This window comes from Streptomyces sp. NPDC051576, assembly GCF_040681835.1.
In the GTDB taxonomy this organism is placed as follows: Bacteria; Actinomycetota; Actinomycetes; order Streptomycetales; family Streptomycetaceae; genus Streptomyces.
In genome coordinates this window covers 88,903-114,552 of record NZ_JBFAZO010000005.1, presented here as the reverse complement: position 1 = coordinate 114,552, position 25,650 = coordinate 88,903, and the positions used below count along the sequence as shown (strand labels likewise).

Annotated in this window: 25 protein-coding genes and 2 pseudogenes; 18 read left to right on the top strand and 9 right to left on the bottom strand. The window is 68.8% G+C overall.

The window, feature by feature from the left end:
* Position 1 precedes the first annotated feature (1 nt).
* The 4 genes and pseudogenes from AB0M63_RS17840 to AB0M63_RS17825 form a co-directional block, all read right to left on the bottom strand.
* Positions 2-1,246, bottom strand: a complete 1,245-nt coding sequence (locus AB0M63_RS17840; protein WP_366020023.1) for a cytochrome P450 — start codon at positions 1,244-1,246, stop codon at positions 2-4.
* 44 nt (positions 1,247-1,290) lie between these two features.
* Complete coding sequence (locus AB0M63_RS17835; protein ID WP_366020022.1) at positions 1,291-1,485, bottom strand: ferredoxin; 195 nt, start codon at positions 1,483-1,485, stop codon at positions 1,291-1,293.
* 224 nt (positions 1,486-1,709) lie between these two features.
* Positions 1,710-1,859: pseudogene (locus AB0M63_RS17830) on the bottom strand (IS110 family transposase); the annotation flags it as partial.
* Between the two features lie 335 nt (positions 1,860-2,194).
* Positions 2,195-2,845, bottom strand: a complete 651-nt coding sequence (locus AB0M63_RS17825) for a TetR family transcriptional regulator (RefSeq protein WP_366020021.1) — start codon at positions 2,843-2,845, stop codon at positions 2,195-2,197.
* A gap of 134 nt (positions 2,846-2,979) precedes the next feature.
* On the opposite strand from AB0M63_RS17825, the gene AB0M63_RS17820 reads away from it, so the two are divergent.
* Positions 2,980-3,633 (top strand): TetR family transcriptional regulator, encoded by a 654-nt coding sequence (locus AB0M63_RS17820; RefSeq protein ID WP_366020020.1) that lies wholly within the window; start codon positions 2,980-2,982, stop codon positions 3,631-3,633.
* A 488-nt stretch (positions 3,634-4,121) separates the two neighbouring features.
* Here the strand turns inward: AB0M63_RS17820 and AB0M63_RS17815 are convergent, their stop codons facing one another.
* Positions 4,122-4,814: a cysteine hydrolase gene (locus AB0M63_RS17815; RefSeq protein WP_366020019.1), complete on the bottom strand. Its 693-nt coding sequence runs from the start codon at positions 4,812-4,814 to the stop codon at positions 4,122-4,124.
* A gap of 130 nt (positions 4,815-4,944) precedes the next feature.
* On the opposite strand from AB0M63_RS17815, the gene AB0M63_RS17810 reads away from it, so the two are divergent.
* From AB0M63_RS17810 to AB0M63_RS17790, 5 genes are all read left to right on the top strand, one after another.
* Positions 4,945-5,868, top strand: coding sequence for an LLM class F420-dependent oxidoreductase (locus AB0M63_RS17810; protein WP_366020018.1), 924 nt, complete (start codon positions 4,945-4,947; stop codon positions 5,866-5,868).
* A 78-nt stretch (positions 5,869-5,946) separates the two neighbouring features.
* Positions 5,947-6,744, top strand: coding sequence for an SDR family oxidoreductase (locus AB0M63_RS17805; RefSeq protein WP_366020017.1), 798 nt, complete (start codon positions 5,947-5,949; stop codon positions 6,742-6,744).
* A 14-nt stretch (positions 6,745-6,758) separates the two neighbouring features.
* Positions 6,759-7,835, top strand: coding sequence for a zinc-binding dehydrogenase (locus tag AB0M63_RS17800; RefSeq protein ID WP_366020016.1), 1,077 nt, complete (start codon positions 6,759-6,761; stop codon positions 7,833-7,835).
* A gap of 55 nt (positions 7,836-7,890) precedes the next feature.
* Positions 7,891-8,697, top strand: coding sequence for an SDR family NAD(P)-dependent oxidoreductase (locus tag AB0M63_RS17795; protein ID WP_355901594.1), 807 nt, complete (start codon positions 7,891-7,893; stop codon positions 8,695-8,697).
* A 93-nt stretch (positions 8,698-8,790) separates the two neighbouring features.
* On the top strand, positions 8,791-9,123 hold the full coding sequence (locus AB0M63_RS17790; protein WP_366020015.1) for an NIPSNAP family protein: 333 nt from the start codon (positions 8,791-8,793) through the stop codon (positions 9,121-9,123).
* A 31-nt stretch (positions 9,124-9,154) separates the two neighbouring features.
* On the opposite strand, the gene AB0M63_RS17785 is transcribed toward AB0M63_RS17790, so the two are convergent.
* Together AB0M63_RS17785 and AB0M63_RS17780 are read right to left on the bottom strand one after the other, a co-directional pair.
* Positions 9,155-9,307: a hypothetical protein gene (locus tag AB0M63_RS17785; RefSeq protein ID WP_366020014.1), complete on the bottom strand. Its 153-nt coding sequence runs from the start codon at positions 9,305-9,307 to the stop codon at positions 9,155-9,157.
* A gap of 13 nt (positions 9,308-9,320) precedes the next feature.
* Complete coding sequence (locus AB0M63_RS17780) at positions 9,321-9,677, bottom strand: TetR family transcriptional regulator (RefSeq protein WP_366020013.1); 357 nt, start codon at positions 9,675-9,677, stop codon at positions 9,321-9,323.
* An 89-nt stretch (positions 9,678-9,766) separates the two neighbouring features.
* Between AB0M63_RS17780 and AB0M63_RS17775 the strand changes: the two genes are divergently transcribed.
* From AB0M63_RS17775 to AB0M63_RS17760, 4 genes are all read left to right on the top strand, one after another.
* Positions 9,767-10,531, top strand: coding sequence for an SDR family oxidoreductase (locus tag AB0M63_RS17775; protein WP_366020012.1), 765 nt, complete (start codon positions 9,767-9,769; stop codon positions 10,529-10,531).
* A gap of 377 nt (positions 10,532-10,908) precedes the next feature.
* Positions 10,909-12,540 (top strand): MFS transporter, encoded by a 1,632-nt coding sequence (locus AB0M63_RS17770; RefSeq protein ID WP_366020011.1) that lies wholly within the window; start codon positions 10,909-10,911, stop codon positions 12,538-12,540.
* 350 nt (positions 12,541-12,890) lie between these two features.
* Positions 12,891-13,274 carry an FAD-dependent oxidoreductase gene (locus AB0M63_RS17765; RefSeq protein ID WP_366020375.1) on the top strand — a complete coding sequence of 128 codons (384 nt, stop codon included), beginning with the start codon at positions 12,891-12,893 and terminating at the stop codon, positions 13,272-13,274.
* 262 nt (positions 13,275-13,536) lie between these two features.
* Entirely contained in the window at positions 13,537-15,207 is a 1,671-nt protein-coding gene (locus tag AB0M63_RS17760) for an FAD-binding protein (protein ID WP_366020010.1), read from the top strand.
* 775 nt (positions 15,208-15,982) lie between these two features.
* On the opposite strand, the gene AB0M63_RS17755 is transcribed toward AB0M63_RS17760, so the two are convergent.
* Positions 15,983-16,267 carry a hypothetical protein gene (locus AB0M63_RS17755; protein WP_366020009.1) on the bottom strand — a complete coding sequence of 95 codons (285 nt, stop codon included), beginning with the start codon at positions 16,265-16,267 and terminating at the stop codon, positions 15,983-15,985.
* Positions 16,268-17,098: 831 nt separating this feature from the next.
* On the opposite strand from AB0M63_RS17755, the gene AB0M63_RS17750 reads away from it, so the two are divergent.
* From AB0M63_RS17750 to AB0M63_RS17740, 3 genes are all read left to right on the top strand, one after another.
* Positions 17,099-17,719 (top strand): TetR/AcrR family transcriptional regulator, encoded by a 621-nt coding sequence (locus AB0M63_RS17750; protein WP_355901586.1) that lies wholly within the window; start codon positions 17,099-17,101, stop codon positions 17,717-17,719.
* Between the two features lie 244 nt (positions 17,720-17,963).
* Positions 17,964-18,704 (top strand): IclR family transcriptional regulator, encoded by a 741-nt coding sequence (locus AB0M63_RS17745; protein WP_366020374.1) that lies wholly within the window; start codon positions 17,964-17,966, stop codon positions 18,702-18,704.
* 542 nt (positions 18,705-19,246) lie between these two features.
* A complete protein-coding gene (locus AB0M63_RS17740; RefSeq protein ID WP_366020008.1) occupies positions 19,247-19,462 on the top strand; it encodes a hypothetical protein in 216 nt (71 codons plus the stop codon).
* A 253-nt stretch (positions 19,463-19,715) separates the two neighbouring features.
* Here AB0M63_RS17740 and AB0M63_RS17735 read toward each other — a convergent pair whose 3' ends face one another.
* Positions 19,716-19,916 (bottom strand): hypothetical protein, encoded by a 201-nt coding sequence (locus AB0M63_RS17735; protein WP_355901583.1) that lies wholly within the window; start codon positions 19,914-19,916, stop codon positions 19,716-19,718.
* 238 nt (positions 19,917-20,154) lie between these two features.
* Here AB0M63_RS17735 and AB0M63_RS17730 point away from each other — a divergent pair, with 238 nt between their 5' ends.
* The 5 genes and pseudogenes from AB0M63_RS17730 to AB0M63_RS17710 all read left to right on the top strand — a co-directional run bounded on the left by AB0M63_RS17730 (position 20,155) and on the right by AB0M63_RS17710 (position 25,623).
* Positions 20,155-20,808, top strand: coding sequence for a TetR family transcriptional regulator (locus AB0M63_RS17730; RefSeq protein ID WP_355901582.1), 654 nt, complete (start codon positions 20,155-20,157; stop codon positions 20,806-20,808).
* A 516-nt stretch (positions 20,809-21,324) separates the two neighbouring features.
* Positions 21,325-22,590: a cytochrome P450 gene (locus tag AB0M63_RS17725; protein ID WP_366020007.1), complete on the top strand. Its 1,266-nt coding sequence runs from the start codon at positions 21,325-21,327 to the stop codon at positions 22,588-22,590.
* Between the two features lie 12 nt (positions 22,591-22,602).
* Positions 22,603-23,023: pseudogene (locus AB0M63_RS17720) on the top strand (FAD-dependent oxidoreductase); the annotation flags it as partial.
* A gap of 627 nt (positions 23,024-23,650) precedes the next feature.
* Positions 23,651-24,001 (top strand): hypothetical protein, encoded by a 351-nt coding sequence (locus AB0M63_RS17715; protein WP_366020006.1) that lies wholly within the window; start codon positions 23,651-23,653, stop codon positions 23,999-24,001.
* Between the two features lie 53 nt (positions 24,002-24,054).
* Positions 24,055-25,623 (top strand): MFS transporter, encoded by a 1,569-nt coding sequence (locus AB0M63_RS17710; RefSeq protein ID WP_366020005.1) that lies wholly within the window; start codon positions 24,055-24,057, stop codon positions 25,621-25,623.
* The last annotated feature ends 27 nt before the right edge of the window (positions 25,624-25,650 follow it).

Sequence of the window (25,650 nt, the reverse complement as noted above, 5' to 3'; positions counted from 1 at the left end):
CTTACCAGGTGACCGGCAGCGAGTAGACGCCGTAGGCGAGCCGGTCGTGCTTGAACCGGACCTCGGCGAGCGGCGTGGCCAGGGTCAGGGTGGGGATGCGGCGGAAGAGGGTGCCGTAGACCACCTGCAGCTCCACCCGGGCCAGTTGTTGGCCCACGCACTGATGGATGCCGAAGCCGAAGGCGTTGTGGTCACGAGCGTTGGAGCGACGCAGGTCGAGCACATCGGGCTCGGGGAAGACCCGCGCGTCCCGGTTGGCGCTGAACAACTCGATGATGACGCCCTCGCCGGCCCGGATCACCTCGCCCGCGATCTCGATGTCCTCCTTGGCGACGCGCCGTTGCCCGCCATGGATGATGCCCAGGTAGCGCAGCAGCTCATCGACCGCGCCCGCGACGACCTTCGGATCCTCCGTGTCGCGCAGGATCGCCAACTGCTCGGGGTGCTCCAGCAACGCGGGGACCGCGAGCCCGATCATGTTGGCGCTGGTCTCGTGGCCCGCGATCAGCAGCCCCAGGCCCATCATGGCCGCCTCGGCCGTGTCGATCTCACCGGCGGTGACCCGGGCCGCGATGTCGGACAGCGCGTCGTCGGCCGGTTCGGCGGCCTTCTTCTCGACGAGCTGGACCAGGTAGGCGTTGAGTGCCCCGAAGGTCTGCATGGTCTCTTCGGCGGACACGTTGTGGGCTATACCGCGGGAGGCGTTGTCCTGGAAGAAGTCGTGGTCCTCGTACGGGACGCCCAACAGCTCACTGATCATCAGCGTGGGCAGGGGCAGTGCCAAGGCATCGACGAGGTCGGCCGGTTTCGGGCCGGCCAGAATCTTGTCGATGAGGTCGTCGGTGATCTTCTGGATGGTGGAGCGCAGCGCCTCGACCCGCCGGAAGGTGAACGGCCCGGTCATGATCCGGCGGAAGTGGGTGTGTTCGGGGGCGTCCGAGTTGAAGACGGAACGCGGACGGTAGGCCACCGCGGCGGCCATGCCTTCGTGCCAGTGCGGGAATCCGGGCAGCCGCTCGTCGACGCTGACCCGCGGATCACCGAGTAATTGCCGCTGCGCGGCGTGGCCGGTGACGATCCAGGGGGTGGAACCGTCCCAGATCCGCACGCGGGCGAGCGGCTTGTCGGCGGTGAGCGTCCGCAGGCCCGGAGGTGGATCGAAGGGACAGCCCTCCGCCCGGGGCATCGGCCACTCGGGAGCGGCGGACGCGGCGCCGGACGCGCTGTCGGTCGGTGAGTTGGACATGAGCATCCTTAAGGTGTCGGCTCCTGGACGGGGCGGACGCGGTGTCATTCCATGAGGTGGATTGCCAGCGCGGGACAGATGGCGGCGGCGTACCGGACGTCGTCGGCCAGTTCGGCGGGCGGCACGTCGGTCAGCAGCACGACGACACCGTCGTCTTCACGCTGGTCGAAGACGTCGGGCGCGGTGGCCGCACACTGGCCGGCCGCGACGCACCTGTCCTGGTCGACGGTTACTTTCACGGGTTGCTCCTCGCTGTGGGCACAGCGGTGCGCGGGACTTGGCGGTGGTGTGGTGCGGGGGCTGCCAAGCGCAGCGCGAAGGGACGAGCGGCCGACGGTTGACACTCCGTCAGGGAGCCTGTGGGGGAAGGGAGTTCCGTCGGCCGCGCCACTGAGTGAACTCCTGCCATGGGGCTAAGTCAATCGGTTGATTCAAAATTTCTTGAGGGGTCGTCCCCGTCTCTTCAGCCAAGCGGTGCGTGGGTTCCGGGTTCGCTGGAGGTGCTGTCGCGAAGCATGGGGAACAGCACGCTGGTCTCTTGTCGGGCGAGCGGGAGGAGGAGTAGTGAGTGGGTCTTTGCTCTGGCCCGGCATCTGTCGTGACAGGTGTGGGACCGGCCTAGGAGGAGAGGCGGGCGGCAGTGGGAAACTCGTGCCGTGGCCGGGGCGATCATCAGAACGGCGGTCCTGACGTCGGCGGCGGGCAGCGACGTCAGAACCTTCGAACGAGCGTGTTGTCCAACAGGGCCCGATCTGGGCCTGCGGAGCGCGGCGCTGTTCGTGGGCGGCGCCGAGGGGATCGCGATGTCGAGCGTGCGGGTGCCCGAAACGGTGTCGGTGACCGCAGGAGCGGTCGGCACGGCCGGCAGTGCCCCGCCGAGGGGCGGATCCCGCGGATCGGTCCTCCGTCGCCGGGCTACGGAGACGCTATTGGCGGGCAGGGCGCGTGTCAGGCCACCTCGGTGACCGGTGCCGTCCAGAGGCCGACGATCGCGTCCACCATGCCGGTGGCGGCCTCGTGCCAGTCGGGTCTCGGTGTGGGGGTGCCGACGGCGAGGGCGCGCTCCCGTTCCGCACACATCTGAAGGATCACGTGACGGGTCATGGCGGTGCGCTCCGAGCGTACTTCGGCCGGCAGGTCGGGCAGGCAGCGATGGAGTCCGTCGAGGATCTGCCGCCAGACCGGGGCGTTGAGAGTCTCGTCGACCAGGATCTCGTGGAGTGTGGGGTTGGCCATCACCTGGGCGGAGAATCGTGCGAACCACGTGGGGCTGCCCAACTCCGCCAGGTATGCGGGAGTTGGCCGCACCAGGCAGGACACCCAGTCGCGGAGTTCGGTGGAATCGCCGGTCTCGGCCAGCAGCCGCGCCGTCACCACTCCCAGCCGCTCGGTGTGATGACGGGCGATGGCGCGCACCAGGTCCGCCTTGGTGCCGAAGTGATACCCGACCACGGCTGTGTTGCCCTGGCCCGCGGCCTCGCTGATCTGACGGTTCGACACGGCGTACACACCGTGCTCCGCGAACAGACGCTCCGCCGTGTTCCGGATCAACTCCCGGGTCGCCCGGACTTGTTCCTCGCGGATACTTCTTCCCGTCATGTCCACCACGGTACGGGGAGGGTGAGGTTCCGGAGGGCCCACTGGACGGGATTCAATCGGATGATTTAAGTTTGGGCTGACGGTCCACGACCACGGATCGGCCCTTGGTGGCACGATCCTGACAGGTGGTGATGATGGCAAGCGGTACCAGACGGGACGAGCGGGCCAGAGGGACCCGCGAGGCGCTCCTGGCGGCGGCCGAGCGGCTGTTCGCCGAGCACGGGGTCTACGCGGTGGGCAACCGTCTGATCAGCGCGGCCGCGGGCCAGGGCAACAACACCGCCGTCAGTTACCACTTCGGCACCAAGGTCGACCTGGTGCGGGCGCTGGTTCGGAGGCACGCTGAGCCCATCGAGACCATTCGGGTACGGATGCTGGACGCCATCGGCGACTCGGCCGAGCTGCGCGACTGGGTGGACTGCTCGGTCGGCCCCGTCACCCAGCACCTGGAGGACCTCGGGTGCCCGAGCTGGTACGCCCGGTTCATCGCCCAGGTCACGGCCGACCCCGCCCTCTACGTGATCGCGGAGGAGGAGTTCTACGGCGCATCCCCGACGCTGGTGCAGTTGGAGGAGGGCCTGAACCGCTGTGTGCCTCATCTGCCCGACAAGGTGCGAGCCGAACGGGCCGACATGACGCGGCACCTGATCGTGCAGATGTCCGTCGAGCGAGAGCGAGCCCTCGCTGACGACACCCGCGCCGTTTGCCCGACCTGGCAGGACACCGCCAGCGGCCTCGTCGATGCGATCGTCGCGATGTGGCGGGCGCCGGTGACCCACGAGCCCTGACCCCGGACCGCCTCGCGGGCTTGCGACCGTCCCGGTACGGGCAACTCGGCACCGCTCAGGGACCCGCCAACGGGCTCTGCCTGCGCTTCCTGGCCGCGCGGGAACTCCTCTGTCTCGACCTGTGCCCCCAGCGCCATCTCCGCAGGGAGTTGTCCCCGGTTGCCTCAAGACCAGGCGTGCGTCCTGAGCGCGCTTGACGACACCGTTGCTCCGCGCGAGGACCCGGTGGCGCGGTTGTTGAGGACGATGCCTGGCGTGGCGTTCCACTGAGCGGGAACGGTGCGTGTGGCCCTTGGGGCGACACCCCTAAGGGGGCGTCCCCGACTCGGCCGTCGACGCGCTCAGTACTGCGACACCATCGTGGGCGACGTGGGACGTGCCTCGTCGCCCGCACACAGACTCGCCTACATGGACTCCTGTGTCGGGATGGTCGACTTCCTGGAGCCCGAGGGGACGGAGGTCCGGTGCTGTGAGCGCTACAGCGACTACTACTCGGATGTCCGGGGGTGCGAGGGTGGGTCGGTGCGGGGCAGGTCGATTCCGCCTGGAAGGGCCGGAGAGAGTTGCTGTCGGAGAGCGGCGACGACCTCCTCCGCCGAGCTGACGGTCGCCAACAGCGGGATGATGTGGGCGAGTTGGAAGTCGTGGATCTCCCGTGAGCTGCCGGCCACGCAGTCCTCGGGCACGACGGCCGCGAGCCCGCGGTTGACCGCTTCCAGGCAGGTGCCGGGGATGCCGATGTTGGTCGAGACCCCGGCGACCACGACCGTGCGGACCTCACGCTGACGCAGTACGGATTCGAGTTCGGTGCCGTGGAACGGCGACAGACCGTGCACTCTGCGCAGGACGAAGTCGCCGTCGTGCGGGGTGAGTTCCGGGTGGATCTCGGCGTCCGGCCTGCCCTCGACACAGGTGGCGCGCTTGGCGAGGGCGGCGAGCAGCAGGCAGGGCATGGCGGTACCGACTCCGTCCGGCCTGAGCACGATGGTCGAGTGCACGACCAGCGCCCCGGCGGTACGGAACGCGTCGGCCAGCGCCGCGATCCGCCCGAGGACGCCTCGCGTCGCGATCTCGTCGACCAGACCGCCGTTGTGGCTGAACTCCTCGTTGATCATGGCGTTCTGGCACTCGTTGATGATCAGCGCGGCACGTTCCCCGCGATCAAGCCCGCGAACTCCCACGAGACTCCTCCTGCCCGATGGATAAAGGGTAATCAATAGCAGCAGTCCGGTTCCATGCCGGACAACTGCCTGCTACGGTCGACCGAGGCAACCAATTAAATGCACTCTATTCCGAGATCGAGGAGTACTGGTGCGCTTCACCGCCGAACACCCCGTCGGGCAGCCCGGCTGCGACCCTGAGCTGCTCCAGGGCGAGGGGATGGCGGCGTTCGCCCGGGCGGCCGAGGAGGCGGGCTTCGACGCCGTCGCTTTCACCGAGCACCCGGCGCCCTCGCGCAAGTGGCTCGGCAGCGGCGGCCATGCCAGTCTCGACCCCCTGGCCGCGCTCGCCTTCTGCGCCGCGACCACGACCAGGATCCGGTTGCTGACCTACCTCCTCGTCCTGCCGTACCGCAATCCGCTCCTGATGGCCAAGGCGGTCGCCACCGTGGACCGGCTCTCCGGCGGCCGGCTCACGATCGGTGCGGGAAGCGGCTACCTGCGCTCCGAGTTCGGCGCGCTCGGGATCGACTTCGAGGAGCGCGGGGCGCTGCTCGACGAGGCGCTGGACGTGCTGCGCGGGCTGTGGGCCGGGGACGCCTTCGAGCTGGCGGGACGGCATTTCACCGCCCGTGGTCAGGCGAGTGTTCCGGGTCCGGTCCAACTCCCGCACCCACCGGTGTGGTTGGGCGGGAACGGGCGCAACTCGCGCCGCCGGGTGGCGCGTGCGGGCCAGGGATGGGCGCCGCTGCTCATGGGCGAGGAGTCGGCCCGGACCGCGCGCACCACCGCGCTGACCACGCCCAAGGAACTGGCCCTGGCCGTCGGCGAGCTGCGGCAGATGCTCCGCGAGGCCGGCCGCGCGCCGGACGAGGTCGACATCCAGGTGCACTCGCAGCAGACCGATCTCACCGTCCGGAGCCAGGTGTCGCTCGACGAACACCGGCGGCATCTGGACGAGTTGACCGAGGCGGGCGCCACCTGGTTCGTCGTGCGGACCTCCGGCCGCAGCGTCGCCGAGGCGTGCGAGGTCCTGGCCGCGTACGGCAGAGACGTGATAGCCCCCGCCCGCTGAGCGGCGACCGAGCAGCAGACAACACGCAATAGAGGACACTCAATTATCGGCTGACGGCACAGGAACACGGAGCAGCGAATGGATCTGGGTCTGCGGGACAAGGTCGTCCTCATCTGCGGTGCTTCGGGTGATGTCGGCACGGCCACGGCGGAGTTGCTCGCCGAGGAGGGCGCGGCGCTCGCGCTGACCTCCAGGTCCCCGGCGGCGCTCGATCAGCTCGTCGGCAAGCTGCGCGAGGGCGGGGTGCGGGCCACCGGCGTGGTCGCGGATCTCGGCGACTCCGGCCAGGTCGCCCGGCTGGTCGAGGAGGTCGAGTCGGACTTCGGCCCGATCCACGGGCTGGTGAACACCGTGGGCCCCAACATCGACCGCCCGCAGTTGTACGAGGACGACGAGGTCTGGCGCTTCCACTTCGAGAACGTGCTGATGCCCGCCGTCCGGCTGGGCCGCGAGGTGCTGCCCCGGATGAAGTCCCGCGGCGCGGGCTCGGTCGTCAACCTCGTTGCCACCTCAGCCCGTTACTACTACACGCGGCTCGCGTCCTACGCGTCGATGAAGGCGGCCGTCGCCCACGTCTCGAAGGCCTTCGCCAAGGATGTCGCCAACAGCGGCGTACGGGTAAACACCGTGCATCCCGGCTGGATCTACAAGGAGAGCACCCGCCAGGCGGTGCACGAACAGGCCCTCGCCGAGGGCGTGAGCGACGAGGACGTCGTGGGCCAGTGGCTCGACGTGAAGGCCGACGGACAGTTCTACACCCGCCGGTTCGGCGAGCCGGAGGAGTACGCCCGGGCCATCGCCTTCCTCCTCTCCGACGCGTCGAGCTACGTCAACGGCTCCTGGTTCGCCGTCGACGGCGGCCACGCGGCCGGCTGACCGGAGGTCCCCCGATGAGAGTCGGATACGCCGACGCCGTGGACGCGTTCAAGGTCGCCGATCTGCCCGCCCTGCCGCCCGGCCCGCACGACGTGGTGGTGGAGATCGGCGCGAGCGGCATCTGCCACAGCGACCACAGTGTGCTCGCCGGTGAGATGCCCTTCGCTCTGCCGCTGGTGCTCGGTCACGAACTGGCCGGCACCGTCGTCGAGATCGGGCCCGAGGTGACCAGGGTCCACGTCGGCGACCGGGTCATCGGCGCCACGAAGCCGTCGTGCGGGCGCTGTTGGTGGTGCGTGCGCAGCCTTCCCTACCTCTGCTCGGAGGGCGTACGGCTGTGGGAGACGCCGCGTTACGCGCTCGGCGGCGACCGTGCCGCTCCCCTGTTCTGCGGCCTCGGTTCCTTCGCCGAGATGAACACGGTGCACGAGTTCTCCGTCGTGCCGGTCCGCACCGACCTGCCGTTCGAGCAGCTCGCCATCATGGGGTGCGCGGTGGCCACGGGCGCCGGCGCGGTGTTCAACACGGCGAAGGTGCGGCCCGGCGACGAGGTCGCGGTGATCGGACTGGGCGGGGTGGGCCTGGCCGTCGTACAGGCCGCCGCGCTGGCGGGCGCCGTCCGGATCGTGGCCGTGGACCCCGTAGCGGCCAAGCGGTCGCTCGCGCTGGAACTCGGGGCCACCGATGCGCTCGACTCCGCACCGGGCGAGGAACTGGTCGCGCGCGTCCAGGAGTTGACGAGTGGTCGCGGGGTGGACGTCAGCTTCGAGGCGGTGGGCCGGGTGGACACCATCACGAGCGCCTACCGGATGGCCCGCAGGGCCGGCACCGTCGTGACAGTCGGTGCGCCCGACAGCACCTCCAAGCTCGACCTCGGGGGCTGGGAGGCCGTCAGCAGCGGCAAGCGGCTGACCGGTTCGATCGCCGGCGAGACCCACGCCGACCGCGATCTGCCAGGCCTCGTCCGGCTGGCGGAGGCGGGCAGGCTCGACGTCGGCCGGCTGGTCACCCACCGGATAGGGCTGTCGGCGGACGACATCCTCAAGTCGTTCGACGACCGCGAAGGCATCCGCACCGTCATCACCCCTTGATCAGCAGGCCAGTTGGGCCAGTCCGACCAGCCGCACTCCTCTCGGAAGGGCAGACATGCCGGGTCTCATGCAGGACAAGGTCGCGATCGTCTCGGGCGCCGGGCAGGTCGGTGGACTCGGCCACGAGAGTGCCCTGCTGCTCGCCCAGGAGGGCGCCAAGGTCGTCGTGGCGGCCCGCTCGGAGGACGGGCTGCGGGCCGGCGCGCAGACGATCGAGGAGGCCGGTGGCACCGTCCTCGCCGTACCGACCGACATCACCGACCCGGCCCAGTGCGCGCACCTGGTCGAGGCAACGGTCGCGGAGTTCGGGCGGGTCGACTGCCTGGTCAACAACGCCTTCAACGCCAGTCCGCGCGGCATGCTGAGCGACGCCGACCTCGACGCCTGGCGGGGCGTCTTCGAGGTCAACTTCTGGGGCAGCGCCCGCCTTTGCCAACTCGTGCTGCCCCATATGAAGAAGCAGGGCGGCGGCTCGATCGTCAACATCCTGGCGCACATCATCTTCAAGCCGCAGCGGGTGCCCGAGACCGGCATGTTCGCCTACGCCTGCTCGAAGAACGCGCTGTACACCCTCACCCAGGCCCTCGCCCTGGAGGTGGCCGAGTACGGCATCAGGGTCAACTCCCATGTCCCCGGCTACATGGACGGACCGAGCGTGCGCTCCAGCTTCGAGCGGCTCAAGCAGCAGGACGTGAAGGCGTGGGCGGCCACCGAGAGCGCCGTGCTGGACATGATCCCGCAGCGGCGCATCCCGCCGACGCGGGAGTGCGCCAAGTCCGTCCTGTTCTTCGCCTCCGACCAGCTCTCCAGCGTGGTCACCGGACAGGCTCTGCTCGTCAACGGCGGCGAGGCACTGCACTGAGTCGTCCCAGAGCGATATCGACACCAGGATCAACGGTCGGCGCAACATCAAGTTCGACGAACAGGATCCCGATTCCCCAGGTCAGGACAGTGAATGTACTACGAATTGCGCGAGTATCAGATGGTTCTCGGTGCCGGGGCCGCTGAATACGTCAAGAGTTTCGAAAACCTCGGCCTGCCGATCATGCGCGAATGCGGATTCCACCTGGTCGGCGCGTGGACAACCGAGATCGGGCCCGATGCCCTGACCACGTTCGCCTGGATGCTCCGCTGGGAGAGCCTGGACCAGCGTGCCGATGCGTTCCAGGCATTCCGCGACCATCCCCGCTATGCCGCGTTCACAGGTGAGAATTCCGGGCGCGTTGTGAAGGTCTCGAACCGGATCTTTCGGCCCGCACTGCAGGAGGACCCGGCGGCTGGGAACTAGAGATCCAGAGCCGTGCTCGCGGCACACGTGTTCAGTGGTGCGGAGTGATGAGCTGCTGAATGGCCGGGCCGTAGAGTCGGACCAGGCGGTTTCGCCTGTCACCGATGGACGATTCGCGCTCGACGGCGTCCAGGGTCTGGACCAAGCCCATGAGCTGTGCCGAGACGAGCCAGGCGCGCGTCATGGCGTCGGCCCCCTCAAGACGTGCGCCGCATCTCCGCGTGTTCAGGGGCCAGGAGATATTCGACGAGGCGCTCACCCAGGGTTTCGAGCGGACCGTCGAGCCGTGGGGTGAAGTAGGCGTCGAATCCGATCACCCTCGCGAACAGCTCCGTCTTCGAGTGGAAGTGCCGCATGACGATCGACGGGTCGACGGCGGCGGCCGAAGCGATGTCACGGATCGACGTGCCCGAGAAGCCGCGCTCGTGAAACAGGCGGTGTGCCTGTTCCGCGATGGCGCGCTGCGTGGGCGTCGCCGTTGTGTGAGCGACGTTCGACATGAGCGAGGAGGTATCCGACACCTCCGCAGCCAACACTGTTGGCAGGGATCCCATGAGAGGCGGAGCTTCACCGCACGCCCAGTCCGGCGCGCTCCCGCGCTCTCGCCAGCCGGCAACATCTCTGATTTGAAAGGATCGGACACATGAGTGGACGTCTTGACGGCCGGGTAGCCATCGTCACCGGTGCCGCCGGCGGCATCGGAGGAGGCGCCGCGCGACGATTCGCGGATGAGGGCGCTTCGCTGGTGGTCACCGACATCAACGGTGAAGCGGTTGAGGCCGTGGCTCAGGAGATCCGCGACAAGGGTGGCCGTGCGATCGCGGTGCAGTGTGACATCAGCGTCGCGGAGCAGATCGAGGCCGTCGTGGAGGCCACGATCCAGGAGTACGGCACCGTCGACATCCTCGCGAACATCGCGCAGGGCGGCCTCAACGAGCACGCCCTGCTGGAGAACGCGACCGAGGACGAGGCGTTGACCGCGTACCGCACCGGCCCGCTGCAGAGCATGCTCTTCATGCAGAAGTGCCTGCCCTACATGAAGGAGCGGGGCTACGGCCGCGTGATCAACACGGCGTCCGGTGCCGCGGTCAGCCCTCGCCCAGGGTTCTCGACCTACGCGATGGCCAAGGGCGCCGTCATGGCTCTTACACGCGTCGCGTCGCAGGAGTGGGGCCAGTACGGCATCACCACCAACACGTTCCTTCCGGTCGGCCGGAGTGACGCCTTCAACCTGACCGCACAGGGACGTGAAGCAGCCGCGATGATCGGGTCGCACAGCCCCGTCCGCCGCTTCGGCACGCCCTACGACGATGTCGCACCGCTGTTGGTGTTTCTCGCCAGCGAGGAATCCGGCTACATCAACGGCCAGGCGATCGGGGCGGACGGCGGAATCACCTTCATCGCCTGATCCGCTCGCTCACCCGCCATGTGTCGGACATGACGCCGTTTTGGTCGGCGACCGGGCTGCGGCACCGCCGTGTTCGAACGAGCCAGTGACGGACGGACGCTGACCCCGAGGTCTCGATCTCGCCCGTGGCCGTCCGGCGGAGGTAGTCCTGGTACGGCGTGCCCCCCGCTGCTCGTGCACGAGCCTCGAATTGGCGCCGATCGGTATTCCGTCAGGAGGTTCTTACAGGCGACCGGAAACCCAGTCGGACCGATTGCATACGACCGCTCCTGGTAGCCGGGAGCGCTACGCGCCCTACGTTCCGAAGCTCAGGACCATGGTGGTCATTTCCCACCGGGCTCCATCGGGCCCTATCGGGTGAGCGAAGGGAGAGACACATGGCAATCGGGCCCGCGAGCGTCTCGGCGTCGGCCGAGGAGGTCGACACCGGGCGTCTGGAGGACGCGTCACCACGCCGTATCCTGCTGATCGTCCTGGCGATCGTCGCCGCGACGGAGATCGTCCCGTTCCACTACACGTTCATCAGTATGGCCGTACGCCTCATCGGACCGGACTTCCCCTCGGCCGGCAGTCAACTGGCCTGGCTGAACACGCTGTACGCACTGGTCGGCGGGGTCGCCGTACCCGTCGCCGGCAAGCTGTCCGACATGGTCGGCAAGAAGCGGGTCATCCTTGTGTGCCTGCTGCTGTCGATGGTCGGCTCCGCGCTGGACGCGTTGACCCACTCATGGACGGCGCTGCTCGTCGGCCGTGCTCTCCAGGGGCTGGCCTTCCCCGTGCTGGTCATCTCCTACGGTCTGATACGTGACCTGGTGCCCCGTCGAATGGTCCCTGTCGCGATCGCCGTCGCGGGCGGTGGCACCGGTATGGGCGCGGTCCTCGGCCCGATCGCCGGCGGCGCGTTGACCGACCACTACAGCTGGCGGTCCTTGTTCTGGTTCTGCACGCTGTACACCGGCGTGACCGGCCTGTTGATGCTGTTGTTGGTGCCGGAGAGCAAGCTGCGCGTGCGGTCCCGGCTCGACTACCTGGGCACGCTGCTACTCGGTTCCGGTGTCGGCCTGGTGCTGATCTATCTCAGCCGGGGCAGCGACTGGGGTTGGGGACAGGGTGCCACCCTCGCCTGGCTGATCGGCGGCCTGGTGCTGCTGGTGCTCTTCTACGCGTGGGAGACCCGGACCCCGGAGCCGATCATGAGTCCCGTCCTGCTGCGTTCGCCACGGCTCGTGTCGCTGCTGGTGTGGGCGTTCCTGCTCAACATCTGTACCCAGGGCTTGAGTTATCTGCTGGGTTACCTCGCCGAAGGACCGGGAGGTGCGACGGGTGACGCGCTCAAACAGCAGGTCGCCGCGGGCGCGGCTCAGCAGGCGGCACAGCAGTCCGGAGCGCCGCTCGCCAGTCTCCAGCAGTACTTCTCGGTCCAGGGCGACCTGCCGGGACTGAACCTGACCTTGTTCCAGTTCACCGTACGGATCCTGCTTGTCATGTCCGTGCTATATGTGGTGGTCGCGCCACTCACAGGATGGTCGGCCACCCGCTTCGGGCTGCGGCTGCCGGCCGCCGCGTGCGCCTTCTTCTTCGGCCTCGGCAGCCTGCTGCTGTACTACTTCCACGGCAGTGTGCTCCAACTCGCCTTGTGTGCACTCCCGTTGGGCGTAGGTGCGGGCATCTTCCTGGGGACTGTGCCGAACATGCTGATCGAGGCGGTACCGCAGGAACAGCAGGGGGCCAGTGCGGGGATGTACGGAGTGTTCAGCAGCTTCGGCAGCGCCACCGCGACGGCCGTCGCGGCCGCGGTGATGGCCACCCACCCGCTGGTCCTGCACGTCGGCCTGCCCGGCCATGAGTCGAACACCGAACTGAAGAGCGGTGCGCTGGCGCAGCTCTCCACGGAGGCCGCTTACACGCGACTGTTCCTCATCTTCGCCGGTGTCGCCCTGGTCGGTCTGGTGGTCGGACTGCTGATGCGTCAGTACCGGAAGCCGGCCACGGGTGGTCTGCACAGCTGACCGTCCCGGGCCGGACGAGGCAGGGCGAAGAGGCATTTCCGCCCGTGGGTGGCCGTCACCCGTGGGCGGAATGCGCTGTGGTGCCGGGCGGTCGGCCGACTCCGCGCCGCTCGACCCCACCGCGATATCCCGACGCACCACCTTTCCTGTCGTGGTGCGCGGCACTGGGCCCACACGGCGATGCGGTCCGTAGGCCCTTGGTATCAAGCAGGGTCCAAGGGGGACCACTACGGCCCCGATGCGCTGTCCCCGTTCCTCGTGGGGGACGCCGACCACCATCGCGTCCGCCGCTCCCGGCCGAGGCAGCAGAACCCCCTCGATCTGCACCTGGACCGGGAGGTGATGCTGCGCTGCGGGGTGACCGTGGTCGAGACGACCGTCGGCGCGGTGCGGTTCGCGGACGGGAGACGGTCGAAGGCGACGCGGTAACTGTTGCGATCGGCGCGGTACCCGACACCGAGTGGCCGGTGGACAGCGGCCTGCCCCTCGACGACGGAGTGGTGTGCGACCAGCACTGCCGGGCCGCGCGGGGAGTGCATGCCGTCGGGGACGTGGCCCGCCGGCGCAACCCGCTTTTCGACGTCTCCGTGCGGATCGAATACCGGACCAACGTCGCCGAACGGCCATGGCGGCGGCCCGCGACCTCCTCCAACCCGACAGCGCGAAACCGTTCGCGCCGGTGCCCTGCTTGCGGTCCGATCAGTACGACGTCCTGGCCGGAGGCGTACGGCTGAGCGCGTGGTCACGACGAGATCGCCGTACCGGACGGAGATCTGGCGGAACGCCGGTTCGTGGCTGCCTGTCGTGGCGGGAGACGGTGACCACGGGGCTCTGATCCGGACGGGGTTCGGTGATCGCGGATGTCCGTACCCCTCCCCGAACCCGGTTCCACTCACCGGGAGCGCGGCGGCGGCGCCCGATCCCCGATTCCCTACGGTGGGCGTCCTCTGGCACCCGGGACACGGCTGCCACACCGGCGACGAAGGAGGCGGGTCGATGACCGGCTGGGACCACTCGACCGACTTCCTGGTGGTGGGCAGCGGCGCGGGCGTCGTGGGAGCGGTGCGGGCCCACGCGCTCGGCAAGGACGTGCTCGTCATCGAGAAGTCCGACCTGTTCGGCGGCTCGACCTGCATGTCGGGCGGAGTGCTGTGGCTGCCCCAAAACCCGCTCATGCGACGCGAGGGCGTTCCCGACACCTTGGACGCGGCGCTGCGCTACTTCGACACCGTCGTCGGCGACGTGGGCCCGGCCTCGTCTCCGGCCCGCAGGCGGGCCTACCTCGACGCCGGTTTCGAGATGGTCGGGTTCCTGGAGGCCGAAGGCGTGGAGTTCCGGCGCTGCGAGGGCTACAGCGACTACTACTCCGGTGTCCGCGGGTGCGAAGGCGGTTCGGCGCGTGGCAGGTCGATAGAGACGAAGGCCTTCGACAAGAAGCGCCTCGGGGCCTGGCAGGACAAGATCCGCCTCGGCTTCGCCGGCGGCCTCAACGCCTACACCGGCGAGGCCCACCACTTGATGCTGATGAGGACCCGGGTCGGGCTCGCCACCCTGGCCAGAGTCGGGCTGCGCACCCTCTTCGGCCGCCTCCGAGGGCAGCGCCTCGTCACCAACGGGGCGGCCCTCAGCGCCCGGCTGCTCCAGGTACTGCTGCGGCGGGGCGTCCCCGTGTGGCTGGAGTCCGCGCTGTCCGACCTCGTGGTGGAGGACGGCCGCGTCGTAGGAGCCGTCGTCCGTCAGGGCGGGCACGACATACGGGTCCGGGTACGTGACGGCGTGCTCCTCGCCGCCGGCGGATTCGCCCGTAGTCAGGAGATGCGCGAGGAGTACGCGCCGGGGCGGCCCACCGAAACCCGGTGGTCCTCGGCCAACCCGGGCGACACGGGAGAGGTGATCCGGATCGCCATGGCGCACGGAGCGGCGACGGATCTGCTGGACGAGGCCTGGTGGATGCCCTCGTGGATCACACCTGACGGTGCCCCGAACATGTGCCTGTCCGAACGCACCAAACCGGGCGCCATCATCGTCGATGCGGAGGGCCGCCGCTATTTCAACGAGGCTGTCGCCTACCAGGAGGCAGGCCAGCGGATGTACGCCCGTGACCGGGACGTCGGCGGTGCCGTGCCTTCCTGGCTCGTCGTCGACTCCCGGCATCGCAGCCACTATCCGTTCGGGATGTCCCCGCCCGGCCGGACCCCGAAAGAATGGATCACCAGCGGCGCGATGAAGCGCGCCGACACCCTGGAAGAACTCGCCCGCCAATGCGGGGTCGACGCCGACGGACTCGTCAGGACGGTCGAACGCTTCAACGGATTCGCGCTGGAAGGCGTCGACGCGGACTTCCACCGCGGAGAGGGCGACCACGAGAAGTACCACGGCGACGTCACCCACAGCCCGAACCCCTGCCTGGGCCCCCTCCACAAGCCGCCGTTCTACGCCGTAGCCCTGTATCCGGGCGACATCGGCACCAGCGGGGGAATTCTCTGCGACGAGTTCTCCCGGGTCCTCGACGCGGCCGGGAAACCGGTCGCCGGCCTCTACGGCACGGGCAACTGCACGGCATCCGTGATGGGCCGCGCGTATCCGGGCGCGGGAGCGAGTATCGCCGCCTCCGCGGTCTTCGGGTTCGTGGCGGCGAACCACGCCTGCGCACCGGCCGCTGCCTGAGTTGGCGCCCGGCCGAGAGTCCCCTCGCCGCCGTCTGTGGAGTGCCACGAAAGAAACAGCGCATCAATGGAAACGGAAAAGCACGTGTACGCGTCACACGTGCCTGCTTGAGCGCACGAACCGGCCGTAGGTGGACCCCCCACCGTGCAGTTTCACCGTTCATTCGGAGAACCCTCATGTCTGCTGTACGTGCGAAGACTTGATCATCGGAATCACCCCGTTCTGCCGACCGGACGCCAGACTGGCCGCCGCGGTCAGCCGGGCCGGTGGCCTCGGGGTGCTCGACCTGGGAGACGGCGGCCGACAGGCCCGAGACGCGCTGGACGCCGGGCAACTTCGGGGTCCGGCTGGCTGGGTACTGCCGCATCGCTCCCGATGAACTCGCGAACGCTGGCGCCACGTGTGACGGCGACGGCCCTCACACCGTTGTCTTGGGTGCCGAATCGGCGTGGCGGGTCGGTGACGTAGCAGCCTGCCATCGGGTACTCGTGGAGGTCACGGGCCTGGGGCAGGCGCTCGCGGCGGCCCGAGCCGGGGCCGCCGGGCTGATCGCCCGGGGCGCCGAGAGCGGCGGCAGAGTCGGCGAGCTGAGCACATTCATCCTGCTCCAACAACTGCTCGCGGAAGCCGAGTTGGACATCCCGGTGTGGGCCTGCGGGGCATCGGCCCCCATACGGCGGCTGCCGCGGTCGCTGGTGGCGCGGCCGGTGTCGTCCTGGACAGCCAACTGGCTCTGCTGGCCGATTCGGGGCTGCCGGAAACGACGGCGGCGGCACTACGCGCGATGGACGGCTCGGAGACGACGGTCGTCGAGGGGCACCGCGTACCGCGCCCCTCGAAGGGGCGTGCGGCCGAAGCGTCGGCCGCCCGCCTCCTGCCGGTCGGTCAGGACGGCTTCCTGGCCGCACGGTTCGCCGAGCGGTGGGGTGATGTTCGGCGAACCGTGGGGGAGTTGACGGCGGCGATACGGGGAAACAGCGCCGCCGGTGATGTGGTGCGGGCCGCCGACTCCGCCATGAGCCGCGCACTGGGTACCCGGCTGCCCGTCGCCCAGGGACACCTTGCTGAGTTGCCTCCGTACCAAGCGAGAGTGTGTGGGCCCTCTGCTGACCGTGGACATGGACATCGCGGGGCGTCTACGGGCCCTGAGAGGGCTGTGACGGCCGGCCCGCCTGCACCATCGGGTCCGTCGACGACCTGGACGCGTTCTCCGCACCGTCCCCGGAGTTGCGTCTCTCGCAGATCCGCGAAGACGACATGCGGCACCGGGGCGGCGAGCGACGGGAGGGCTGCCGTACCGCAGTGGTGCTTGATGCCCACTGGTCCCATGACCGGTGGATTCAACCCCTGCGGAAGGGGGGCGCCGCCGCAGGGCTGTTCCCAGTGACCGGGAGCGTCGGATGGCCGCCGGAGGCGCGCGCCGGGAGTCGGGTGAACTCTGGGATGTGGTCCGCACCGTTCCCGCTTCCTGCCTCCGGTGCGCGACGTGTGCTCTGGAACCGCGACCTGGAGGTGTACGGCGTGGCTCATGAAAGGGACCGGCGAGGGCTGCGCCCTCCTGTCGGGCAGGATGGGCCACCGGCCTTGATCCGGGGCGCGAGGCGGCACCGGTTCCGCCAACGACGGCACTCCGATGAGGGCGCCTGTCCACCTCGGCGACCGCACGTGCGGGGTTCGCCGAGAACCTGCCCCCGTGGGCGGGCGACGTTCGTGCCTGACCGCCACGAGCCACGTTCCACAAGATCGCGGGGTACCGCGCTGCTACCGTGGGCCGTGGAGGTGCTCTGGACGCTGTCCTGTCGGCCGATTTGCGTCATCCCGAAGGCGCAAGTGCACGAACTGTGGGTACGGGGCCATTAAGGGCGGTGCATCCGACCGCTTGGGGGGAGACGTGGGGAGAGGCACCGAGCCGCGAGAGCCGGCCGCTCCTGTCTCATACGGGCAGGCCGCGCGCCGCGTCCGGATTCTGCGAGCGGCCTCCGAACTCGCCGATCGTGACGGGCTCGCCGGCATCCAGATGCAGGACGTCGCCAAAGCGGCCGGGGTCGCCCTCGGCACGCTGTATCGCTACTTCCCTTCGAAGCCCTATTTGTTCAGTGCGGTCTTCGAGTGGCACATAGAAACGATCCTTCAGAGCCACGGCGAAGACAAACCGGTCGATGCGACGGCGGACCGGGTGGCCGAAGTCAGCGACACCCTCATTGCGCTCAGCCTCACATTGCTCGACACCCCGCTGCTGGCGTCTGCTGCCGCCCTGTCCGCGTTCACCGAGTACTCGGGGGCGCATCCAGGCCGGTTCGATGTCGTCGAAACCGGCCTCGGGCGGACGCTGCTACGGATTCTGGTCACGTCCGAGCCAGCAGAAGAGGATCGCAGCGTGGTGCGACTGCTCATCTATAGCTGGTGGGGACTGTTCGTGGCCATGCTCACCGAAGAGATCACGGTTCGCCAGGCCGAGTCGGATCTGAGGCTGGCGGCACGGCTGATGGTCGCGCCGTACAGCGGAGGCTGACGCTCGACAGCGAACCGGCAGTAGAGGCGGTGGGTTTGACGAGGTGTCACATCACTGACGTAAAGCGTGAGTTGCCATATTCGACGGTGCACACGTCTTGGTCGACGACTGTTCCGGGGAGTAGCTTGTCGTCCGGCAAACTGAAATAGATTCTAGTTTCAGCAGAGAGGCGCCGACGATGACGTCTGCCCTTGACCTCAGTCCACGTTTCGAGGCTGAACGGGCCGTACTGCCCCCGTCGATGATGGAGCGCGTGACGTTGATCATGGACCTTTTCGAGCACCCGCAGACGCGTGTGATGCTCGAAGAGGTTTCTCGCCGCACACGACTCCCTCGCTCTACCGCCCACCGGATAATCGAGCAACTGGTCCGCCTGCAGTGGCTCCACCACGCGGAGACGGGGTACACGCTGGGGTCGCGGGCGTTGGGGCTGGGCGGCCGAGAGATCGGGCACGGGGCTCTGCGCGCAGCCGCAGCCCCCCAACTGCTGGAACTGGCCGTCCACACTCGTATGGTCGTTCACCTGGCGGTGCTGGACGGGGCCGAGATCTACTACCTCGACAAGATCGGGGGCCGCGCAGCCGTCACCGTACCCTCGCAGGTCGGCGGCAGGGAGGCTGCGCACTGCACCAGCCTCGGCAAGGCGATGCTCGCGTGGTTGAGCCCGGAGGAGGTCGAGGCGCGGTGCGCGGCGGCGATGAGGCGGCGAACCGTCCACAGCATTGAGCGGGTGGATGTTCTGCACCGGGAACTCGGAGCTGTGCGTCGTCGCAAGGGGCTGGCCTTCGACGAGGGGGAGTGTTTCGCGGACATCGCCTGCCTCGGACTCGCCATCCGCGGGCACGAGGGCCCGGCGGGCGCGATCTCCGTCGTCGGCGACGCGCGCGCCACGGTGGAACGTGCCGCACCACTGGTCATCAACGCGGTCCGGGCCGTGTCCGACAAGTACTTCGCCAATGGGCGCGCATTTCGCACTGTGCCTTGAAGGTGCCGGAAGCAGCGAGTGCACAGGTGTCGAGTCGTACCTCGGCCGCATGACGCCGTTCAGGCGGGGCGGTCGTCGACTCCGCCGATTTCGGAGCGCTTCACCAGGCGCGTCGTGCCCTCGCTCAAGGCGGAGGTGCCTGTCTGTCGACGGGATGACGAAGGCACAGGGGTGGCGGCCGGGAGGGCCTTCGTGGTTGGTCCGCCAAGACAGGTGGTGAGGCGGTGGACGAACAGGCGGCATACCTCCAGGACGGAGCGCCCCCGTGCCGCAGGCAGCGACCCGCGTGTCGGACCGCATTGTGCTCGCGGTGTCGTGTGCCTGGGGACCGTGAGGCGGACGAGTTCGACCGGTCGATGGTCACAAGGGGCGGCGACCATCGTCGCGGTATCCCGCTTCGGTCTGGCGCTCGGCCTTCGGGTGGACCGCAGGGCCACGGCGGCTGGGCGACCGGGTAACGCATCGCCCAGGATGACCCGGACGCCAGTGTCGGCTCTCAGCGATGGGACGAGAACGCCCGGCTCTCCAGGTCCGTCAACGTCATGGCCGAACTCCTCGACGCCCAGGCGGCGGCGGAGACCGAACCCTGCCGGGTCGGCGCGACGGCGCGCCGCGCGCTTGCGGGTCTGGAGGGAGTGGAGGTGAGGATGGTTGTGGACCTGCTCGCGCAGACCGATCCACGGCACGTGGAGTGGATCTTCACCAACCTGGTCACCGGCGTCCTGCGGTGGCGGGCCGTCGGTCACGACCGGCCCTGACAGGGACGACGACAGACCCGTCGTCGGGTCCTGGATCACGGCTTCGGCTTCCGGTCCAACCCGGTGGCCGCCCGCGCCGCCTCCGCGTCGTCCGGAACCGGCAGGGCACCGAGTAGCACCCCGGCCAAGCCCGGGTGCTCGGTGCCCGCCTCATCTTCCGTCACCACTCCGAAGGGGGCGCTGAGGTGACCTCACGCCTGGTCCCGACGGCTCCACCTACGGGAACCAACGGGACGAGCGACGGGACTCGGACTCACAGGGTGGCACGCAGTTGGCTGACGGTGACGAAGTGGTAGCCACGGGCGGTGAGGGTGTGCGGGATCTCGGGGACGGCGGCGACGGAGGTGGGGTGGATGTCGTGCATGAGGACGACGTCGTTGCGGCGGACCTTGGTGATGACGGTCTGGGCGACCTTGGTGGCGTCGGCCGGGCCGGGGGGTGACTCCGACCCCATTAAATAAGTGTGTTGCTTTAAAATGCAACCCGTGGCCGGACGTGTTCAGGCCGGTGCGACCCCCTGGCTCAGCCTGGCCGGAGGGTCGCACTGGGAGGCTGTGGAGAGGGGGGCTCGAAGTGTTCGCGTAATTGCGTACGCTTTCGCCGTTCGGCCTCGTCGATCCGGCCGGGGGTCCGCGGTTGCCTGGGGGACGGGCTTCCGCGAACTGGTGCGATGTCCCGAAGCGGTGGTGAAGATGGCCGGCAGGATGACCCGTGACGAGCAGGTCGGCGCGACGCGGGAGGCGCTGCTGACCGCGGGTGAGCGGCTTTTCGCCGAGCACGGCGTGCACGCGGTCGCCAATCGGCAGATCAGTGAGGCGGCCGGGCAGGGCAACAATGCGGCGGTCAGTTATCACTTCGGCACCAAGATCGATCTGGTCCGCGCCATCGCTCGCGGTCATGCCGAGGCGATCGAGGCCGGGCGTGCGCGCATGCTGGCCGCCATCGGCGACTCCACCGACCTGCGGGACTGGGTGGCGTGCGCGGTGCGTCCCGTCACCGGGCACGTGGAGTCCCTGGGTAGCCCCAGTTGGTACGGCAGGTTCATCGCTCAGATCACCTTCGACCCAGCGCTGCGGGCGGTCATGTCCGAGGAGTTCGAGGCCAGTTCACCGTCGTCGGAGAAGCTGCAGGCCGGCCTGAACCGCTGCCTGCCCGACCTGCCGCCCGAGGTGCACAGCGAACGTGCCGCCATGACGCGGCACCTGGTCACGCAGACGGTCGCGGAGCGGGAGCGCGCCCTCGCGGACAACACCCCCACTCCTCGCGGCAGTTGGCGCGAGACGGCGAACGGCCTGATCGACGTCATCGTCGCCGCGTGGCAGGCACCCGTCACGCGCGAGGGCTGAACGCCGGCCGTGGCCGATCACTCTGTGGTCTCGGGGTGAGGTCTCGTGAGCGTTTAAATCAACGGAATTACTTAAACGGCTTGACTTAAATTGCCGGGAGGTGTTGCCTGGGTCTCCGGGGGCGCCCAGTCGAAGGAGACCAGATGGCCCGCAGCGACGCGGACCGCATCTCGTGCCGCCCTGAGGCGGCGGACGCATCACGGCCACGGTCCCGAAGACGGCGCGACCCGAACGCGTCGGCACGGCAGGAAAGCCGGAGATGACCGTGGCGGCCCTTCGACTCCCCTGAAGGGCCGCCACGGTGCCGCCTCCCTGGTCTCACGGCCGGAAAGGCCCCGGCGCCCTCGGTGGCGCGGCAGCCCCGTACCCCCTCGAACCAGCTCCGCCGCCGGCCGGACGTACCGCCCCGCCGTACGCACCGCGACGGCTGCGTGCCGATACATGCACCCCCACCTGAGCCACGCATACGACAGCTCGGCGATCCCTCGATGGCCGTTTCACGAGCAGGAGACAGCAGTGACCAGCGCAGTAGGCAGCCCGACGAGTGACACCCCGTCCGAGCTCCCGGAGTACGACATCAGCCGGCCCGCGCGGTGCCCGCTCGATCCCGCGCCCGCCATGCGGGCCCGGCAGGCGGAGGGACCGCTGACCCGGATCCGGTTGTGGGACGGCAGCACCGCATGGCTGGTGACCGGTCATGCGGCCCACCGGGCGGCGTTGTCCGACCAGCGGGTCAGCGTGGACCCCATGCGTCCCGGTGCGCCGAAGCTCTCCGCCGGGGAGGCCTCGATGACCGAGGAACTGAGGAAACGCGGCCGGGACTCGGTCGGCATGAGCTTCATCATGATGGACGACCCCGAGCACATCCGGCTGCGGCGGATGGCGACCTCGGCCTTCACCATCAAGCGCATCGAGGCGCTCCGCGTGCCCACCCAGCGGATCGTGGACGAGCTGATCGACACGATGCTGGATGGCCCGAACCCGGTCGACCTCGTCGAGGCGTTCGCACTGCCGGTGCCGTCCCTGGTGATCTCCGAACTGCTCGGCGTGCCCTACGACGACCACGACTTCTTCCAGACCAGCAGCAAGGCCATCATCAACCGGCACACCTCCGGCGAAGAGCGGCTCGGAGCACGCCAGCAGCTCATCGACTACCTGGGCGGGCTGCTGAGCGAGAAGCTCACCAACCCCGCCGAGGACCTGCTCTCCGGACTCGCCGAGCGGATCAAGGCCGGCCAGCTGACCCACGAAGAGGCCACCGAAATGGGGGTGTTGATGCTGTTCGCGGGGCACGAGACCACCGCGAACATGATCACGCTCGGCACGCTGACCCTGCTCCAGTACCCCGACCAGCTTGCCCTCCTACGCGACACCGACGACCCGAAGCTGATCGCCTCGGCGGTCGACGAACTGCTGCGCTGGATCACCATCACCCATGGCGGGCTGCGACGCGTGGCGCTGGAGGACATCGAGATCGCCGGCCAGGTCATCCGCGCCGGCGAGGGCATCATCCCGGTCAACGAGACCGCCAACCGGGACCCCGCCGTCTTCCCCGACCCCGACCGCCTCGACATCACGCGCGACGCCCGCCTCCACGCGACCTTCGGCTACGGCATCCACCAGTGCCTGGGCCAGCCGCTGGCCCGGATGGAACTCCAGGTCGTCTACCCCACCCTCCTGCGCAGGATCCCCACCCTGGCGCTCGCCGCCGACCTGGGGGAGATCCCGTTCAAACACGACGGGTTCGTCTTCGGGGCCTACGAACTGCCCGTGACCTGGTAAGGAGCGACGTCCGTGCCCAGTGATGTGCTGATCGTGGGTGCCTCGGCCGCCGGACTGGCCACAGCCGAGGCCCTGCGCAACAAGGGATACGACGGGGCCCTCACCCTCGTCGGAGACGAAGCCGTTCTTCCCTACGACCGGCCTCCGTTGTCCAAAGCAGATCCTGTCCGGGGTCTGGCAGCCGGATCGGGTACGACTGCGCGACGACCAGGCCATCGCCAAACTTGACGCCAACCTCCAACTCGGGCGCAGAGCAGTCGGGTTGGACACCGCCGGGCGGAAGGTCCTGCAGGACGACGGCGACCGCCTCGCGTTCGACAACCTGGTGATCGCCACCGGCGGCCTGGCAGGCGTACACGTCCTGCGCACCCTCGACGACGCCCTGGCACTGCGCGCCGACCTGCTGGAGGGGGCGAGGTTCGTGGTGGTCGGCGGTCCCACTCTGAAGTCAGTTCGCGATCGCACCTTGCCATTGGCACGCACTGCGGCTGTAGGCATGACCACTGGCGCGCAGCACCACCTTCGAGCAGAAGGGCCATTGAACCTGGGCTAGCGGCACGCCAACCAGCGTGCTGCGTCTGAGGATCTGGGCCGCCGAGGTTCCCGGCGCCTCTGGGTGAACGGTCAGTTCTCCCCTTTTCCACTTCCCGCAGCACGCAGAAAGGCACCATTTCCATGGGTACTTGGACCATCGCAGCGGTACCCGGACGCACCGTCGGAGTAGCGGCTGTAGGGGTTTTGGCCCTCATGGTCGCTGGCTGCTCTAGCGACAGCATGGACCAGGACCGGACACTGACCCCTGCCGCGCAGGCCAGAACCACCGCCCCACGCCCACCGGAGGGTACGGACGACACTCCCCTGGCGAAGTAGCAAGGGCAAGGAAGTCTGAAGCTGACGACCGCATCGGCCGAGCGGGACCGGGCATCCGATTGCCTCACCGTGAGCGGAGAGCTCAACAACGACGGAGCCCAAACGGTCGTGGTGCGCGCCGAGCTGCGAGGCAACGAGCTGGACGTCCTGCGGGCCGGCCCGTCGCTACGGCCAACATCACGATCTCCGGGTGAGGTGGGATCCGCATGTACCCGGTCCGATCCCGCGCGACTTCATGGATGCCGTCCTGGTCGCCTCAGGTGTGCCGCTGCGGAGCGTTCAACTCCGCATGCGCCACGGGTCCCTCGCGTTGACGCTCGACACCTACCGCTTCGCGCTGGAGGTGGACTGGGAGAACGCACCGGCCTCCTTCAGGGAGCGGGGCATGATCGGCGAGCTGAGTTTGCACAGCTACTGGCCAGCGGCCAGCACTTTCCCCGCCGGTGTGCACGCGATGTGCATCGCCCCTGTCCGTCCAGGTGGTTGGCGCAGGTCATTGGCCGCTCAGGCGGGACTCGCCGCTATACGCCGTGTATGGTGAACCGATGTCGCTATACGCGGTGTATAGCGACCCCGTGAGCGGGAGTCTGTCTGATGAGCACGGCAGTGAACGAGTCGAGTCCCACGGATCCGTCCCCCGCGGCCCGCCGGAAGGTGCTGAAGGCGCTGAGCGGGCTGCTCCTGGCGTTGTTCGTCTCCACCCTCAGCAGTACGGTCGTCTCCAGCGCGCTGCCGAAGATCATCGGGGCGGTGCACGGATCGCAGACCCAGTACACGTGGGTCGTCACCGCGACCCTGCTCACCACCACGGCGACGACGCCGATCTGGGGCAAGCTCGCCGACCTGTTCAGCAAGAAGACCCTCGTGCAGGCCGCCATCGCCGTGTTCGTGCTGGGGGCCGTGGCGTCCGGGATCAGTCAGAGCGCGGGGCAGCTCATAGCCTCGCGGGCCCTTCAGGGCGTCGGCGTGGGCGGGGTGCAGGCCCTCGTCCAGATCACCCTCGCGGCGATGATCCCGCCACGGGAACGCGGCCGTTACAGCGGATACCTGAGCAGTGTCACGGCGACCTCGACCATCGGCGGGCCGCTGCTCGGCGGGGTCATCGTCGACACCTCGTGGCTGGGCTGGCGGTGGTGCTTCTTCATCGGTGTGCCGATCGCCGCCGTGGCGCTGTTCCTGCTCCAGCGGACGCTGAACCTGCCCGTCCTGCGGCGCGAGAACGTGAAGATCGACTACTTGGGGGCCACTCTGATCGCCTCGGGCGTCAGTGTGCTGCTGGTCTGGGTGTCGTTCGTCGACAACTCCTTCGGCTGGGCCTCGTGGCAGACCGCGGCGATGGTCGGCGGCGGGCTGGTCCTGATCGGCATCGCCGTGTGGGTGGAGTCGCGGGCCGCCGAACCTGTCGTACCTCTGGGCATCGTGCGGCAGCGCACGACAGCCCTCGCGATCGTCGGCAGTCTGGCCGTGGGGACGGCGATGTTCGGTGCCGCCGTGTTCCTCAGTCAGTACTTCCAGCTCAGCCGCGGACACAGTCCGACCGAGGCGGGACTGCTGACGATTCCGATGATGGCCGGCATCCTCGTCGCCTCCACGGTCGCGGGGCGGCTGATCAGCCGGACCGGGAAGATCAAGCCGTTCATCATCACCGGCGCCGCTCTCCTCACGGTCGGATTCGCGGGTCTCGGCACCATCGACTCCAGGACCTCGATGCTCTTCCTGGGCGTGGCCATGCTGTGCGTCGGGATGGGCGTCGGCATGACACTGCAGAACCTGGTGCTCGTCGTCCAGAACACCGTGCCGCTGAAGGACATCGGCGCGGCCAGCTCCACCGTGTCCTTCTTCCGCTCCCTCGGCGGCACGATCGGTGTCTCCGTGCTGGGCGCCGTCCTGGCCCGGCACGTCCAGGACCAGATCGCGGACGGGCTCGCCTCGGCGGGGCTGCGGAGCACCGGCGCCGCCACGGACGTCGGCGCGCAACCCGCCGCCGTACAGGCGATCATCCGTGTCGCGTACGGCGACGCCACGGCGGAGATCTTCCTGCTCTCGGCCGGCGCGGCCCTTCTCGCGGTGATCGCCGCGATCCTGCTGAAGCCGGTCAGCCTGCGCAGCAGTCTCGATCTGACCGAGAAGAGCGGGGGAGCGGCGGTTCCCGCGGAGGCGTGAGCAAGGGCCCGCTCATCGGCGGCCACC

Excerpts from the sequence above, each read along its gene's own strand:
- AB0M63_RS17840 (WP_366020023.1), bottom strand. The coding sequence starts at position 1,246 with ATGTCCAACTCACCGACCGACAGCGCGTCCGGCGCCGCGTCCGCCGCT.
- AB0M63_RS17825 (WP_366020021.1), bottom strand. The coding sequence starts at position 2,845 with ATGACGGGAAGAAGTATCCGCGAGGAACAAGTCCGGGCGACCCGGGAG.
- AB0M63_RS17820 (WP_366020020.1), top strand. The coding sequence starts at position 2,980 with ATGGCAAGCGGTACCAGACGGGACGAGCGGGCCAGAGGGACCCGCGAG.
- AB0M63_RS17805 (WP_366020017.1), top strand. The coding sequence starts at position 5,947 with ATGGATCTGGGTCTGCGGGACAAGGTCGTCCTCATCTGCGGTGCTTCG.
- AB0M63_RS17800 (WP_366020016.1), top strand. The coding sequence starts at position 6,759 with ATGAGAGTCGGATACGCCGACGCCGTGGACGCGTTCAAGGTCGCCGAT.
- AB0M63_RS17795 (WP_355901594.1), top strand. The coding sequence starts at position 7,891 with ATGCCGGGTCTCATGCAGGACAAGGTCGCGATCGTCTCGGGCGCCGGG.
- AB0M63_RS17790 (WP_366020015.1), top strand. The coding sequence starts at position 8,791 with ATGTACTACGAATTGCGCGAGTATCAGATGGTTCTCGGTGCCGGGGCC.
- AB0M63_RS17785 (WP_366020014.1), bottom strand. The coding sequence starts at position 9,307 with ATGACGCGCGCCTGGCTCGTCTCGGCACAGCTCATGGGCTTGGTCCAG.
- AB0M63_RS17780 (WP_366020013.1), bottom strand. The coding sequence starts at position 9,677 with ATGGGATCCCTGCCAACAGTGTTGGCTGCGGAGGTGTCGGATACCTCC.
- AB0M63_RS17775 (WP_366020012.1), top strand. The coding sequence starts at position 9,767 with ATGAGTGGACGTCTTGACGGCCGGGTAGCCATCGTCACCGGTGCCGCC.
- AB0M63_RS17770 (WP_366020011.1), top strand. The coding sequence starts at position 10,909 with ATGGCAATCGGGCCCGCGAGCGTCTCGGCGTCGGCCGAGGAGGTCGAC.
- AB0M63_RS17760 (WP_366020010.1), top strand. The coding sequence starts at position 13,537 with ATGACCGGCTGGGACCACTCGACCGACTTCCTGGTGGTGGGCAGCGGC.
- AB0M63_RS17745 (WP_366020374.1), top strand. The coding sequence starts at position 17,964 with ATGGAGCGCGTGACGTTGATCATGGACCTTTTCGAGCACCCGCAGACG.
- AB0M63_RS17740 (WP_366020008.1), top strand. The coding sequence starts at position 19,247 with ATGGCCGAACTCCTCGACGCCCAGGCGGCGGCGGAGACCGAACCCTGC.
- AB0M63_RS17735 (WP_355901583.1), bottom strand. The coding sequence starts at position 19,916 with ATGGGGTCGGAGTCACCCCCCGGCCCGGCCGACGCCACCAAGGTCGCC.
- AB0M63_RS17730 (WP_355901582.1), top strand. The coding sequence starts at position 20,155 with ATGGCCGGCAGGATGACCCGTGACGAGCAGGTCGGCGCGACGCGGGAG.
- AB0M63_RS17710 (WP_366020005.1), top strand. The coding sequence starts at position 24,055 with ATGAGCACGGCAGTGAACGAGTCGAGTCCCACGGATCCGTCCCCCGCG.